The sequence below is a fragment of the Lysobacter capsici genome, assembly GCF_014779555.2.
GTDB classification, from domain to species: domain Bacteria; phylum Pseudomonadota; class Gammaproteobacteria; order Xanthomonadales; family Xanthomonadaceae; genus Lysobacter; species Lysobacter capsici.
In genome coordinates this window covers 4404159-4416485 of record NZ_CP094357.1, presented here as the reverse complement: position 1 = coordinate 4416485, position 12327 = coordinate 4404159, and the positions used below count along the sequence as shown (strand labels likewise).

The 12327-nt window shown below is 67.3% G+C and carries 14 protein-coding genes; 5 read left to right on the top strand and 9 right to left on the bottom strand.

All coding sequences use genetic code 11. From position 1 onward, the window contains the following. Window positions 1–138 precede the first annotated feature (138 nt). Window positions 139–504: a hypothetical protein gene (locus IEQ11_RS18020; RefSeq protein WP_191823403.1), complete on the top strand. Its 366-nt coding sequence runs from the start codon at window positions 139–141 to the stop codon at window positions 502–504. 30 nt (window positions 505–534) lie between these two features. Here the strand turns inward: IEQ11_RS18020 and pqqE are convergent, their stop codons facing one another. The 8 genes from pqqE to typA all read right to left on the bottom strand — a co-directional run bounded on the left by pqqE (window position 535) and on the right by typA (window position 7209). After that, the gene (gene pqqE / locus IEQ11_RS18015) at window positions 535–1710 is read right to left on the bottom strand and encodes a pyrroloquinoline quinone biosynthesis protein PqqE (protein WP_191823402.1); all 1176 of its coding nucleotides are present in this window, start codon (window positions 1708–1710) and stop codon (window positions 535–537) included. Then, a complete protein-coding gene (pqqD, locus tag IEQ11_RS18010; protein WP_191823401.1) occupies window positions 1707–2003 on the bottom strand; it encodes a pyrroloquinoline quinone biosynthesis peptide chaperone PqqD in 297 nt (98 codons plus the stop codon). Before pqqD ends, pqqE begins: the two co-directional genes overlap by 4 nt. Beyond that, the gene (gene pqqC / locus IEQ11_RS18005) at window positions 2000–2746 is read right to left on the bottom strand and encodes a pyrroloquinoline-quinone synthase PqqC (RefSeq protein WP_247024869.1); all 747 of its coding nucleotides are present in this window, start codon (window positions 2744–2746) and stop codon (window positions 2000–2002) included. The genes pqqD and pqqC overlap by 4 nt, the downstream gene beginning before the upstream one ends. 35 nt (window positions 2747–2781) lie before the next feature. Further along, a complete protein-coding gene (gene pqqB / locus IEQ11_RS18000) occupies window positions 2782–3711 on the bottom strand; it encodes a pyrroloquinoline quinone biosynthesis protein PqqB (protein ID WP_191823400.1) in 930 nt (309 codons plus the stop codon). 64 nt (window positions 3712–3775) lie between these two features. Next, window positions 3776–3859 (bottom strand): pyrroloquinoline quinone precursor peptide PqqA, encoded by an 84-nt coding sequence (pqqA, locus tag IEQ11_RS26045; protein ID WP_036111709.1) that lies wholly within the window; start codon window positions 3857–3859, stop codon window positions 3776–3778. Between the two features lie 457 nt (window positions 3860–4316). Then, window positions 4317–4790 (bottom strand): DUF2127 domain-containing protein, encoded by a 474-nt coding sequence (locus IEQ11_RS17995; RefSeq protein ID WP_046657634.1) that lies wholly within the window; start codon window positions 4788–4790, stop codon window positions 4317–4319. After that, entirely contained in the window at window positions 4787–5308 is a 522-nt protein-coding gene (locus IEQ11_RS17990; protein WP_191823399.1) for a hypothetical protein, read from the bottom strand. The genes IEQ11_RS17995 and IEQ11_RS17990 overlap by 4 nt, the downstream gene beginning before the upstream one ends. Window positions 5309–5379: 71 nt before the next feature. Beyond that, window positions 5380–7209, bottom strand: coding sequence for a translational GTPase TypA (gene typA / locus IEQ11_RS17985; protein WP_036111701.1), 1830 nt, complete (start codon window positions 7207–7209; stop codon window positions 5380–5382). A 473-nt stretch (window positions 7210–7682) separates the two neighbouring features. On the opposite strand from typA, the gene IEQ11_RS17980 reads away from it, so the two are divergent. Next, window positions 7683–8189, top strand: a complete 507-nt coding sequence (locus tag IEQ11_RS17980) for a peptidylprolyl isomerase (RefSeq protein ID WP_046657632.1) — start codon at window positions 7683–7685, stop codon at window positions 8187–8189. A gap of 219 nt (window positions 8190–8408) precedes the next feature. Here the strand turns inward: IEQ11_RS17980 and IEQ11_RS17975 are convergent, their stop codons facing one another. Beyond that, window positions 8409–8699, bottom strand: coding sequence for a hypothetical protein (locus IEQ11_RS17975; protein ID WP_191823398.1), 291 nt, complete (start codon window positions 8697–8699; stop codon window positions 8409–8411). A 461-nt stretch (window positions 8700–9160) separates the two neighbouring features. Here IEQ11_RS17975 and IEQ11_RS17970 point away from each other — a divergent pair, with 461 nt between their 5' ends. The 3 genes from IEQ11_RS17970 (at window position 9161) to IEQ11_RS17960 (ending at window position 11897) form a co-directional block, all read left to right on the top strand. Next, window positions 9161–10366: a pyridoxal phosphate-dependent aminotransferase gene (locus IEQ11_RS17970; RefSeq protein WP_057922302.1), complete on the top strand. Its 1206-nt coding sequence runs from the start codon at window positions 9161–9163 to the stop codon at window positions 10364–10366. A 70-nt stretch (window positions 10367–10436) separates the two neighbouring features. Beyond that, window positions 10437–10823: a glutaredoxin family protein gene (locus IEQ11_RS17965; RefSeq protein WP_057922301.1), complete on the top strand. Its 387-nt coding sequence runs from the start codon at window positions 10437–10439 to the stop codon at window positions 10821–10823. Between the two features lie 87 nt (window positions 10824–10910). After that, window positions 10911–11897, top strand: coding sequence for a malate dehydrogenase (locus IEQ11_RS17960; RefSeq protein ID WP_036111681.1), 987 nt, complete (start codon window positions 10911–10913; stop codon window positions 11895–11897). Window positions 11898–12327 lie beyond the last annotated feature (430 nt).

Here is a 12327-nt window from a genome sequence, read left to right as displayed (position 1 = left end):
CAGGATCCGGGGCGGAACGACAGGGTGCCCGCGTGCTTGCATCGTGCGGTGCGGATGGCACCGTTACGATGTCTCGCGGCGTGGTCGCGGCCTGACTGGGGCGCGGCGACACGGGTTTCCATTCGAAAGGACGCAGCGATGAATTCAACGATCCCGACTCAAGCCGCGCCGCGCGACCCGCGGATCGAGGCGGCCATCGCCCGTCTGCTGAGCAATCGCGATGACGAGATCGAAGGCACGTTCTGCCATGGGCTGTTCGAGCGCGGCGTGTTCGATGCGGCGTTATTCGAATCGCTAGTTGCCGACCTGCAGTTGGTCTCGAGCGACGCGGTCGCGCGCCAGGCGCATCGCGCGAACATCGTCTGGATCGCGCTGGGCGTGTGCCGATGCGTGTTTTCCCATTTCGATATCGAAGACGGCTATCGGATCGTCAATCTCGACGACGCGCTGTATTCGAAATGGAGCGGCGATTATTTCGAGCGCTTGCGCGAGCTGCTGGACTGACGGTTGCCGAAGTGGGGCGCCGATACGGCGTCAGTCGGTCGCGGCCTTGGCGCCCGTCGCGCGCAGACGGCGGTATACGAACTCCGGCGCCGGCGCGGCCGATTCGGTTTCGGCCAAGGCGCGAACCCGCGCGTGATCGGGCGATTTCTCGCACACCGGATCGAGCGTATCGGCGCGGCCGCTGAGCGCCAGCGCCTGGCAGCGGCAACCGCCCCAGTCGATTTCGCGGCGCTCGCAGCCGCGGCAGGGCTCGGGCATCCAGTCGGTGCCGCGGTAGCGCACGAACGCGTCGGAGTCGCGCCAGATGTCGCCCAGGCTGCGTTCGCGCACCGAGTCGAAGCGCAGCTCGGTCAGGGTCTCGGCGGCGTGGCAGGGCAGCACCTTGCCGTCCGGGGTGATGTTGACGAAGCGCTGCGCCCAGCCGCCCATGCAGGCTTTGGGCCGGCGCGCGTAATAATCGGGGGTGACGTAGTCGATGGTCAGCCGTCCGCGCAGCCGTTGGCGCGCGTCCTCGACCACGGCGGTGACCGCGTCGAGTTGCGCGCGCGTGGGCATCAGCGCGGCGCGATTGCTCAGGCCCCAGCCGTAGTACTGGGTGTGCGCGACTTCGAGCCGACCCGCGCCCAGATCGAGCGCGAGTTCGATCATCTGCGCGACGCGTTCGGCGTTGTGCCGATGCACGACGGCGTTGAGGGTCAGCGGCAGATCGAGCTCGCCGCACCAGCGCGCCAGCGCGAGCTTGCGTTCGTGGCTGCCGGCGTAACCGGCGATACGGTCGGCGCCCGCGGCCTGGCTGTCCTGGATGCTCAGTTGCAGATGGTCCAGGCCGGCCTGCTGCAACTCCTGCAGGCGCTCGCGCGTCACGCCTACGCCGGAGGTGATCAGATTGCAGTACAGGCCGAGCGCGCGCGCATGCCGCAGCAGCTCGGGCAGGTCCTTGCGCAGGGTCGGTTCGCCGCCGGAGTAATGCACTTGCAGCACGCCGAGCTCGGCGGCCTGATCGAGCACGCGCAGCCAGTCGGCGGTGGCCAGTTCCTCGCGCATGCCGACCAGTTGCAGCGGATTGGAGCAGTACGGGCACGACAGCGGGCAGCGATGGGTCAGTTCCAGCAGCACCGCCAGCGGTGGCGCGGGTACGGGTGGCGGTGCCTTGCGCGGCGCAAGTTCCGCGGCGATGCCGGCGACGCTGGCGGCTTCGACGCTCATGGCATCGGCGCGCTCAGCGTGAGCATGCGTTTTTCCTGCAGGGTCGCGAACAGTTCGATCACGTCGCCGTGCACCTGCGCAGGCTCGGCGCCGTATTCGGTGGCGAGCGCCTGCACGATGGTTTCGACGTTGCTGGCGGCATCGACGCGGGCGAGCACGGCGTGGGCGATCTCGTCGAGTTCGACCACCCGTTCCGGCGCCAGCAGCACCCACTGATCGCGCGCGCGGTCGTGCTGCAGGCGGACCCCGGCGGGGAAGCGCGGCACCGCGGTGGATTCGATCGGCGCGCTCATGCGCCGGCCTCGTCCGGACGGAACGCGCCCGGCGGAATCAACCGCGGTTCGACGTAGGCCAGATGCAAGGCATCGAGCATCGACCACAGCACCTCGCATTTGAACCGCAGCGCCGCGCACACCGCGTCCTGCTGCTCGCGGGTGAGGGCGTGGCGCTTGACGTAGTCGAGGGCGAAGTCGGCGTCCTGCGGCGCCTGGTGCAGGCGCGAATCGAAATAGGCCAGCGACTGGCGCGAGACGAAGTCGTAATTGGCCAGCATGCCGCTGACGCGCTGGCCGATGATGGTCGGCGCGAACAGTTCGGTCAGCGACGACGCGATCGCTTCGAGCAGACTGCGTTCGCGCACGAAATGGATATAGGCCTGCACGGCGAAACGCGTGGCCGGCAACAGGGCACGGCCGGATTCGACCATCGCCCGGTCCAGGCCCAGCGCATCGGTCAGGTGCAGCCAACGCGCGATGCCGCCGTCGCCGTCGCGCTCGCCGTCGTGATCGACGATGCGCTGGCGCCAGACCCGGCGCAGTTGCGGGTCCTCGATGCGGGCTAGCAGGGCGGCGTCCTTGAGCGGGATGCAGCGCTGATATTCGAAACGGTTGAGCGCCCAGGCCTGGACCTGGCCGCGGTTCAACCGGCCGCTGTGCAGCAGGTGATGGAACGGGTGTTTGTCGTGGTAACGCTCCGCGCCGATCGCGCGCAGCCGCGCTTCCAGTTGCGCCGGGGTGAGCAGCGCATCGTCGCCGATGAAGTCGGTGTCGATCGCCTGGGTCGCGCTTGCGTTCACAGCTGCAGCTCCATGCCGTCCTCGGCGACTTCCCAGCCGTGCGCGCGCGCTTGCGCGCGTTCGGGCGAGTGATCGTCGAGCAACGGGTTGGTGGTATTGAGATGGATGAACAGTTTGCGCCGCACGTCGAGCGGGGCGAACGCGGCGAGCGTGCCGCCGTCCTCGCCGCCGTCGCCGGCGATGTTCATATGGCCCATGCGCGCGCCGGTCTTGCTGCCGACGCCGGCGCGGACCATTTCGTCGTCGCGCCACAAGGTGCCGTCGAACAGCACCAGCGAGGCGCCGTGCAATCGCCGACGCAGGTCGTCGGTCATGGCGGCGCAGCCGGGGATGTAGAGGAAACGTTCGCGGCCGTCGCTGATTTCCAGGCCGACCGTCTCTTCGTCGCCGCCCTGCAAATTACCGTTCGCGCGCGATTCCATGAACAACGGCACCTTGCCGGGCACGCTGAAGGCGGTGACCCGCAGGCCCAGCGGCGCGTCGTGGCCTGCGACCTCGATCGGCGTGTCCAGGGTCAGCGCTTTGCGGGTGACGTAATCGGGATGCAGCGAATCGAAGATCGGATTCTGGCCGAGCACGTCCAGCACGCGCGAGCTCGCCCACAGGTCGAAGCGCTGGCGTTCGCGCATCGACAGCAATCCGGCGATGTGATCGATTTCGCCGCTGGTCAGCAGCACCGCTTCGATCGGCGAGTGGCGCAGATCGCGTTTGGGCCACAGCGCGGGCTGGGCGAGGATCTGCTGGCGGAAGTCGGGCGAGGCGTTGATCAGCAGCCAGCGCTCGTCGTCGGCGCTGACCGCGATGCTGGCCTGGGTGCGGCGCTGGTGGCCGGGTTCCTGGCGCCAGGCGCGCTGGCTGCCGGGGGTGTTGCAGTTCCACTGCGGGTAGCCGCCTCCGGCCGCCGCACCGAGTACGAGGATGCGCATCACCGATGATCCATCGAATGGCTGCGCGGCCCCGGGCGCGTTGCGACGGCAGAGGCGGGCATGCTCAGAACAGGTCGCCGGAGGAGTACGAATTGATTTCGCAGCCGACCGAGATTTCGCGGATCTGAGGCTTGGACCAAGTCTTCATGAGCGTTCCTCGTGGTGGGGAGTGAGCCGTGCCAGCATCGACAGCGCGCGCAACGGCCTGCGCGCGTCCGCATCGAACGTCGCGATGCGCAGGCCGCGCGATGCGGCGCGCGGCGTGCATCGCGGCCGATCGCCGCGACCTGGAAACCATACACCGGCGCGGCGCGCGATGCCTGTGACTGCAGCCCGATCGGGGTGGAACCCAGGCACGGTGCGGTTTAATCAGTCGCTAACAATTCAGGCCGATCGGCAACGGTTCGGCGGTTTTGGGCGGGGGATCAGCCTCGGTGCGTTGCGATCGGACCGCTTCGAAGGTTCGGCCGATCCGATCGATGTCGGCGCAATCCACGCGCATCGATGGACCTGGCCCGGATCGTGTCGACAGTCGCATGACCCGAGCGAAACGCGTCAACGCCGACGTGTGTCTTACAAACGATTTCGCGATGCGCGACGCGCGATCACTGCCGCCGCTTGAGGATGTCGCGCGCCAGCACCCACACCACGATCAGGTTGATGATCAGCACCGCGGTGGCCAGCCAGCCGGGATGGCGGAACATCGCGTAGATATCGAACGGCAGGTACAGCGCGGCGCCGAGGCAGCCCAGCCACGAGGCCCAGGCCTTGGCCTTCCACAGGCCCCAGGCTTCGATCAGGTGCAGCAATCCGTAGGCGAGCACCACCGCCGCGGCCAGGTGCACCGAATGCGGGCTGATGGTGTGGGCGAGCCAGGCCAGCGAGCCGTGCTCGGGGTCCAGATGGAAGCGCTTGATCAGTTCGCCGATCCAGCGTTGCAGCGGCGCCGGTCCGAGCAGTTCAAGGCCGCTCGCCGCGCTCAGCGCGAGCGCGCCCTTGACCGCTTCGACCGCGGCGATCACATGCAGGCCCGGGTGGGCCTTGGGGTTGGCGTCGTAGTGCGTTTGGGCTTCGGTCATCGGTACGGATGGGCGACGTAGTGCTCAACCAATCGTTGAGCCAGCGGCATGTCCATATGAGTCTGATCGCACAGCAGGCGGATCGCTTCGAGTTTCTTGTTCGCGTCGGCGAGCTTGCGGATGTCGGCGGGCAGGCGGAACTCGCCTTCGCTCAGGTGTTCGCGCGCGACCTTGCGTGCGATCGGGCCGCCGAGGGTGGCGCGGATTTTCTTGATCGCTTCGATCGTCTCGCCCTTGTCGAACAGCGCCTGCACGTCCGGTGACCATACAGGAGCGGCGGGGGCGGGCGGTTCGGCGACGGGCGCCGCCGGTGCGACTAAAGGCGCGGGCGCGGCGGGAACGGCCGCGGGCGCTGGTGCGATGGGCTCGGGCCGCGGCTCGGGCGGCAGTTGCGGTTGCGGCGTGGGTGTCGCCGCGGCCTGGGTCGTGGCCGGGCGCTTGCGCGCGCCCAGCCACCAGCCCAGCAGCAGTCCGGGCGCGAGGCCCGCGAACCACCAGATCAGATCGTGTAAGTCCATTTCACTTCGATCCTTGCAACGCGCGCTGGTTCCCCAAACGCGCGGCTCTACTGCAATTACTTACCGGGCGATCAGGCCGCGCGCGAGGCGCGCTTGCGATCGCTTTCGGTCAGGAACTTCTTGCGCAGGCGGATTTCCTTCGGCGTGACTTCGACCAGCTCGTCGTCTTCGATGAAGTCCAGCGCCTGTTCCAGCGTGTACTTGATCGCCGGGCTCAGCTGGATCGCATCGTCCTTGCCCGAAGCGCGCATGTTGGTCAGCGGCTTGGTCTTGATCGCGTTGACGGTGAGGTCGTTGTCCTTGGAGTGGATGCCGACCAGCTGGCCCTCATACACGTTGTCGCCTTCGGCGGCGAACAGCCTGCCGCGTTCCTGCAGCGGCCCGAGCGAATAGGCCGGGGTGGTGCCCGGCGCATTGGCGATCATCACGCCGTTGATGCGCTTGGCGATCGCGCCCTGTTCCTTCGGACCGTAGTGGTCGAACACATGGAACAGCAGGCCCGAGCCCTGGGTCAGGGTGCGGAATTCGTTCTGGAAGCCGATCAGGCCGCGCGCCGGGATCATGTAGTCCAGGCGCACGCGACCCTTGCCGTCGGACACCATGTCCTTCAACTGGGCCTTGCGGGTTCCGAGCTTCTCCATGACGCCGCCCTGGTGCTGCTCTTCGATGTCGACCACCAGTTGTTCGACCGGCTCCATCAGCTTGCCGTCGATTTCCTTGATGATGACTTCCGGACGCGACACGGCCAGTTCGAAGCCTTCGCGGCGCATGTTCTCGATCAGCACCGACAGGTGCAGTTCGCCGCGGCCCGAGACCAGGAACTTGTCCGGATCGGAGCCTTCTTCGACCTTCAGCGCCACGTTGTGCAGGGTTTCGCGCTGCAGACGCTCGCGCAGCTGGCGGCTGGTGAGGAACTTGCCGCCGCTGAGGTCCTTGTTGCCGGCGAACGGCGAGTTGTTCACCTGGAAGGTCATGCTGATGGTGGGTTCGTCCACGGTCAGCGCGGGCAGGGCTTCCGGGGTGTCCAGCGCGCACACGGTGTCGGAGATCGACAGGTCGGCGACGCCGGAGATGGCGACGATGTCGCCGGCCTCGGCTTCCTCGGTCTCCAGGCGCTCAAGGCCCATGAAGCCGAGCACCTGCAGGACCTTGCCCTGACGCTTCTTGCCGTGACGGTCGATCACGCTGACCGGCATGTTGCGGCGGACCTTGCCGCGCTGGATGCGGCCGATGCCGATCAGGCCGACGAAGTTGCTGTAGTCCAGCTGGCTGATGCGCATCTGGAACGGGCCGTCGAGATCGACCTCCGGCGGCGGGACGTGCTTCATGATCGCTTCGTACAGCGGGGTCATGTCGCCCGAGCGCGCGGCGTCGTCCAGGCTGGCGTAGCCGTGCAGCGCCGAGGCGTAGACGATCGGGAAGTCGAGCTGCTCGTTGGTGGCGCCGAGCTTGTCGAACAGGTCGAACACCTGGTCGATGACCCAGTCCGGACGCGCGCCCGGGCGGTCGATCTTGTTGACCACCACGATCGGCTTGAAGCCCATCGCGAAGGCCTTCTGGGTGACGAAGCGGGTCTGCGGCATCGGGCCGTCCATCGCGTCGACCAGGATCAGCACCGAGTCGACCATCGACAGCACGCGCTCGACCTCGCCGCCGAAGTCGGCGTGGCCCGGGGTGTCGACGATGTTGATGCGGTTGCCCTGCCAGGTGATGGCGGTGTTCTTGGCCAGGATCGTGATGCCACGTTCCTTTTCCTGGTCGTTGCTGTCCATCGCGCGCTCGGCGAGCACCGTGCGTTCGGACAGGGTGCCGGACTGCTTCAACAGGCAGTCGACGAGGGTGGTCTTGCCATGGTCGACGTGGGCGACGATGGCGATATTGCGCAGGCGTTCGATGGACATGCGATTGGACGCCGGAAGGCGCTATAGCTGAGGAAGATAGCCGGCCATTATACCGGGCAAAGGTGGCACGTGCCTGCCGGGGCGGGCCCTGTTCATGTTCTGCCGGTTTTATTGACGATCAGCGCTGAGAAATCGGTTTCTTCGATGGGCGCGGCGCAAGTCGCGCGCCGCGGAAGGCCGGCCGACCCGGGTCGCATGGCCGCTCCAGCGGGGGCAGACGGGTCCGGCCGCGCGCGCCTGAACGGCCCGGGCACGATGCCGGACGGGGCCGGGTGGGGGCGAATTCCTGGTCGGCTGGGCTTCGCCAGGCTCCCGGTCGCCGCGGCCCGCGCCGCCATGTGCCGCTCCGGTCCGGCGTGCGCCAGCCGGGCGGCTGCTTTTTTGCTTCGGTATCATTGTGGATTGCCTCTGCAGTCGCCATGTCGGCGGGCGAGCCAATCCCCATCCCCTTCGCTACACCTGGAGTGCGTTGCATGAGCCTGATCGCCACCTTCGACACCTCGCGCGGCCCGATCCGCGTCGAACTCGCCGCCGACAAGGCGCCGCTGACCGTCGCCAACTTCGTCAACCTGGCCCAGCGCGGCTTCTACGACGGCCTGGCCTTCCACCGCGTGATCCCGAACTTCATGGTCCAGGGCGGCTGCCCGCAGGGCACCGGCACCGGCGGCCCGGGCTACCGCTTCGAGGACGAGACCCGCAACGGCCTGAGCCACCAGCGCGGCGTGCTGTCGATGGCCAACGCCGGCCCGGGCACCAACGGCAGCCAGTTCTTCATCACCCACGTCGTGTGCGACTGGCTGGACGGCAAGCACACCGTGTTCGGCAAGGTGCTCGACGGCCAGGAAATCGTCGACACCATCAAGCAGGGCGACGCGATCAACTCGATCAAGATCGAGGGCGACACCGCCGCGGTGCTGGCCGCCAAGGCCGATCGCGTGGCCGACTGGAACAAGATCCTCGACGAAAACAAGCGCCCGTAAGGGTTGCCGTCCGCGGCGCGCCGACTGGCCGCCACGGTCGCACAAGAAAAAGACGGCCTCGCGGCCGTCTTTTTTTTACTTCGTTTTCGGCCGCTGCCCGCGGGAGCGGTTTGAGTCGCGACCGCTGGTTCCGGCGCGACCGATGCGGGCGCCAAAGACATGTCACACCCGCTCACCGCGCAGGCACCAGACGAACTGTCCGACCCAAGCGCATCGCACTCACTGCGCGAACTGCATCCCGTCGAGCATGCGATTGACCGCGACCACATCGCGGTCGTGGTAATGCTCGCCCGGCGCCAGCCAGACCAGCGCGGTCAGCTTGCCGTCGCGCTCGACCGCGGCCGCCGTGCCCTTGTAGTTCAAGCCGCCGGCATCGGTCATGGCGAAGTCGAAACGCACGCCGTCGACATTGCTGAAGCGCTGCGGACGCAATTGGCTGCCGCTCACGTTGACCGCGCCTTCCTCGCGCAGGCCGTCCAGGATCAGGTCGCGCAACTCGTCGGCGCGCATGCCGCCGCGGAACCAGGGGCCGTCGGGCTTGGAGGCCGTTTTCTTGCGGCCGCCGCTGGCGTACGAATCGCGGACATAGGGTGAACAGGCCGCAGTCGGCGCCCGCCGCCTCGCGCAGTCCGGTCACGCCCGGGCCGAGGGTCCAGGTCAGGCGCGGCTTGCTGGTCTTCGGGCCTTTTTCAAGTGACAGGATGTGCAAGGCGCGGTGGCGGATCGGGCACGGCGAACGCCCGGGTCCGGACAGGCGGCGGCGGCTCGGCGGCGCGCGGCGAAACCGGTCCGGCGCCGGTGCTGTGCTACCATTTTGCGGCTCGAACCCGTGGTTCCGGCGGTAGTTTTCGGCCATTCCCGCGTCGTCGGGGATGCGATTCCGGCAGCGATCGCCGCGGCGTCACGGCCGTTCGGCCCACGCATCTCTCCCGCACACGCTCCGTCGTACACCACCCCACGAGGTTTACACGATGCCCCAGCTCGCCCGGCGCATCGGTCGCGCCAAGCCCAGCGCGATCATGCAGGTTGCCGAAAAGGCCAAGCGGCTCAAGGCCGAAGGCCGCGACATCATCAGCTTCTCGATCGGCGTTCCCAACTTCCTGCCCGGCGATCACGTCTACGCCGCCGTGCGCGAAGCCCTGGCCAAGGACAGCGGCCAGTACGGCAGCAACCGCGGCGCCGACGCGCTGCTGGACGCGTTCATCGAGCACATGAGCAAGATCGGCCTGAGCGGTTACGGCCGGGTCAACTGCGCCACCGGCATCGGCGCCAAACACGTGATCTACAACATCGCCGAGGCGCTGTTGGACGAAGGCGACACCATCGTCTTCCCGACCCCGTACTGGACCAGCTATCTCGACATCGCCGAGATCGTCAACGCCAAGATCGATCTGCTGCCGTGCCCGGCTTCGCAGGACTACAAGCTCACGCCCGAACAGCTCGACGCCGCGCTGGCGAAGAAGCCGCGCGTGTTCCTGTTCAACAATCCCTCCAACCCGACCGGCATGGTCTACGGGAAGGAAGAGATCGATGCGCTGGCCGACGTCGTCGCCAAGTACCCGGACACCTGGGTGATCACCGACGACATCTACAACCGCATGGTGTTCGACGGCCTGGGCTATCACAACTTCGTGCACTCGCGTCCCGAGTTGCGCGACCGGGTGATCTTCATCGACTCGCTGTCCAAGACCTACGGCATGCCGGGTTGGCGGGTGGGCTTCATGGCCGGTCCGGAAGTGGTGGCGCAGGCCGTGACCACGATGAATTCCAACCACATCACCAACGTCCCCGAGATCGTCACCGCCGCCGCCGTGGCCGCGCTGTCGGGTCCGCAGGACGTGCCGACCGCGCGCTGCGCCGAGTTCCAGGCCAAGCGCGATCAGGTCATGGACGTGATGAATGCGATTCCGGGCGTGGTCTGCCCGCGTCCGCAGGGCGCGTTCTACGTGTTCCCGGACATCAGCGTCGCGTTCGGCAAGACCCACGGTCCGAGCGGGCTGAAGATCGAAAGCGACATGGATTTCTGCAACGCGCTGCTGGAAACCAAGGGCGTGGCCTGCGTGCCGGGCTCGGCGTTCGGCGAGCCTCGCGCGCTGCGCATCAGCTACACCTGTCCGACGCCGCAGCTGGCGCCGGGCCTGCAGCGGTTCCAGGAATTCTTCGCCGAGCTCGTCTGAGCCCGGCGCGGAATCGTGGTCACCGGTTCACAGCCGCCGTCACGGCGATCCTAGAGACAAGGACTTCGACATGCGCGTCACCACCGTGCTCTGGATCGCCCTGGCCGCCGCCGTCGGCGTCGGCGGGGTCAAGCTGATCAAGGCGAACGGTTTCGATCTGTTCGCCTCGCGTCCGGCCGAACTCAAGCCCGACGATCCGCGCCACACGACCGGCGACAAGCGCATCGTGATGCTGGCCGCGCAGTGGTGCGGCTACTGCGAAAAACTGCGCAAGGATTTCGAACTGGCCAACGTGCGCTACAGCCTGATCGACATCGACACCGAAGCCGGCCAGCGCGCGATGGAGGCCGTCGGCGCGCGCGGCGTGCCGGTCACCATCATCGGTCAGGACATCGTCTACGGTTACAACATGGACGAGATCAAGGACCGGATGGAGCCGCTCGGCTACCGCCTGTAAGCGCGCGGCGCAGGCCGCGCGCGGTTTCCAATCAATCCCGCGGGCCGCGTGCCCGCCATACCGTTCACTCGTGAAGGAAAGACCCCGATGAAGACCCCCGTCCGCGTTGCCGTCACCGGTGCTGCCGGCCAGATCGGCTACTCGCTGCTGTTCCGCATCGCTTCCGGCGAAATGCTCGGCAAGGATCAGCCCGTCATCCTGCAGTTGCTGGAACTGCCGCTGGAGAAGGCCCAGGCCGCGCTCAAGGGCGTGATCATGGAGCTGGAAGACTGCGCGTTCCCGCTGCTGGCCGGCGTGGTCGGCACCGACGACGCCGAAGTCGCGTTCAAGGACGCCGACGTGGCCCTGCTGGTCGGCGCGCGTCCGCGCGGCCCGGGCATGGAGCGCAAGGACCTGCTGCTGGAAAACGCCAAGATCTTCACCGCCCAGGGCGCGGCGTTGAACAAGGTCGCCTCGCGCAACGTCAAGGTGCTGGTGGTCGGCAACCCGGCCAACACCAACGCTTACATCGCGATGAAGTCGGCGCCGGACCTGCCGGCCAAGAACTTCACCGCGATGCTGCGCCTGGACCACAACCGCGCGCTGAGCCAGCTCGCCGCGAAGGCCGGCGTGGCCGTGGGCGACATCGAGAACCTGGTGGTGTGGGGCAATCACAGCCCGACCATGTACCCGGACTACCGCTTCGCCACCGTCAACGGCCAGTCGCTGAAGGACAAGATCAACGACGCCGACTGGAACGCGAACACCTTCATCCCGCAGGTCGGTAAGCGCGGCGCGGCGATCATCGAAGCGCGCGGCCTGTCGTCGGCGGCGTCGGCGGCCAATGCCGCGATCGACCACATCCGCGACTGGGTGCTCGGCAGCAACGGCAAGTGGGTGACCATGGGCGTGCCGTCCGACGGCAGCTACGGCATTCCGGAGACGGTGATGTACGGCGTGCCGGTGATCACCGAAAACGGCGAGTACAAGCGCGTTGAAGGTCTGGAAGTGGACGCGTTCAGCCGCGCCGCGATGGACAAGACCCTGGCCGAGCTCGAGGAAGAGCGCGCCGGCGTGGCGCATCTGCTGGGCTGATCGATCGCGCGATGCGGTGCATGAACGGGGCGGCTTTGGCTGCCCCGTTTTTTTTGCGGGCTTCGGTTAGCTGCGCATTACGGGTAACGAGTCCTTCTCCCGTTTACGGGAGAAGGTGGCCCGAAGGGCCGGATGAGGGGCGCGCGAATTCTGGGTTGCGACGCGAGCTTCCAGCCCGTGAGCCCTCACCCCGGCCCTCTCCCGCAAGCGGGAGAGGGAGTTGGAGTTGGAGTGGAGCAGCGCTGGGGTTTTCCCTTCTCCCGCTCGCGGGAAAAGGTGGCCCGAAGGGCCGGATGAGGGCACGCGAATCTTGGCGAGCGATGCGATCGCAGGCCTCATGTGCCTTCACCCAGCCCTTTCACCTGTCGCCACCCTGCGGACGCCGCAAGCAAGGGCGGGCGCGCAAGCCGATCCAGGGAAAGGCGCACCA

What these genes read in the sequence shown, in the direction of transcription:
- IEQ11_RS18020 (WP_191823403.1), top strand. Translation starts at nt 139, where the DNA reads ATGAATTCAACGATCCCGACTCAAGCCGCGCCGCGCGACCCGCGGATC.
- pqqE (WP_191823402.1), bottom strand. Translation starts at nt 1,710, where the DNA reads ATGAGCGTCGAAGCCGCCAGCGTCGCCGGCATCGCCGCGGAACTTGCG.
- pqqD (WP_191823401.1), bottom strand. Translation starts at nt 2,003, where the DNA reads ATGAGCGCGCCGATCGAATCCACCGCGGTGCCGCGCTTCCCCGCCGGG.
- pqqB (WP_191823400.1), bottom strand. Translation starts at nt 3,711, where the DNA reads ATGCGCATCCTCGTACTCGGTGCGGCGGCCGGAGGCGGCTACCCGCAG.
- pqqA (WP_036111709.1), bottom strand. Translation starts at nt 3,859, where the DNA reads ATGAAGACTTGGTCCAAGCCTCAGATCCGCGAAATCTCGGTCGGCTGC.
- IEQ11_RS17995 (WP_046657634.1), bottom strand. Translation starts at nt 4,790, where the DNA reads ATGACCGAAGCCCAAACGCACTACGACGCCAACCCCAAGGCCCACCCG.
- IEQ11_RS17990 (WP_191823399.1), bottom strand. Translation starts at nt 5,308, where the DNA reads ATGGACTTACACGATCTGATCTGGTGGTTCGCGGGCCTCGCGCCCGGA.
- typA (WP_036111701.1), bottom strand. Translation starts at nt 7,209, where the DNA reads ATGTCCATCGAACGCCTGCGCAATATCGCCATCGTCGCCCACGTCGAC.
- IEQ11_RS17980 (WP_046657632.1), top strand. Translation starts at nt 7,683, where the DNA reads ATGAGCCTGATCGCCACCTTCGACACCTCGCGCGGCCCGATCCGCGTC.
- IEQ11_RS17975 (WP_191823398.1), bottom strand. Translation starts at nt 8,699, where the DNA reads ATGCGCGCCGACGAGTTGCGCGACCTGATCCTGGACGGCCTGCGCGAG.
- IEQ11_RS17970 (WP_057922302.1), top strand. Translation starts at nt 9,161, where the DNA reads ATGCCCCAGCTCGCCCGGCGCATCGGTCGCGCCAAGCCCAGCGCGATC.
- IEQ11_RS17965 (WP_057922301.1), top strand. Translation starts at nt 10,437, where the DNA reads ATGCGCGTCACCACCGTGCTCTGGATCGCCCTGGCCGCCGCCGTCGGC.
- IEQ11_RS17960 (WP_036111681.1), top strand. Translation starts at nt 10,911, where the DNA reads ATGAAGACCCCCGTCCGCGTTGCCGTCACCGGTGCTGCCGGCCAGATC.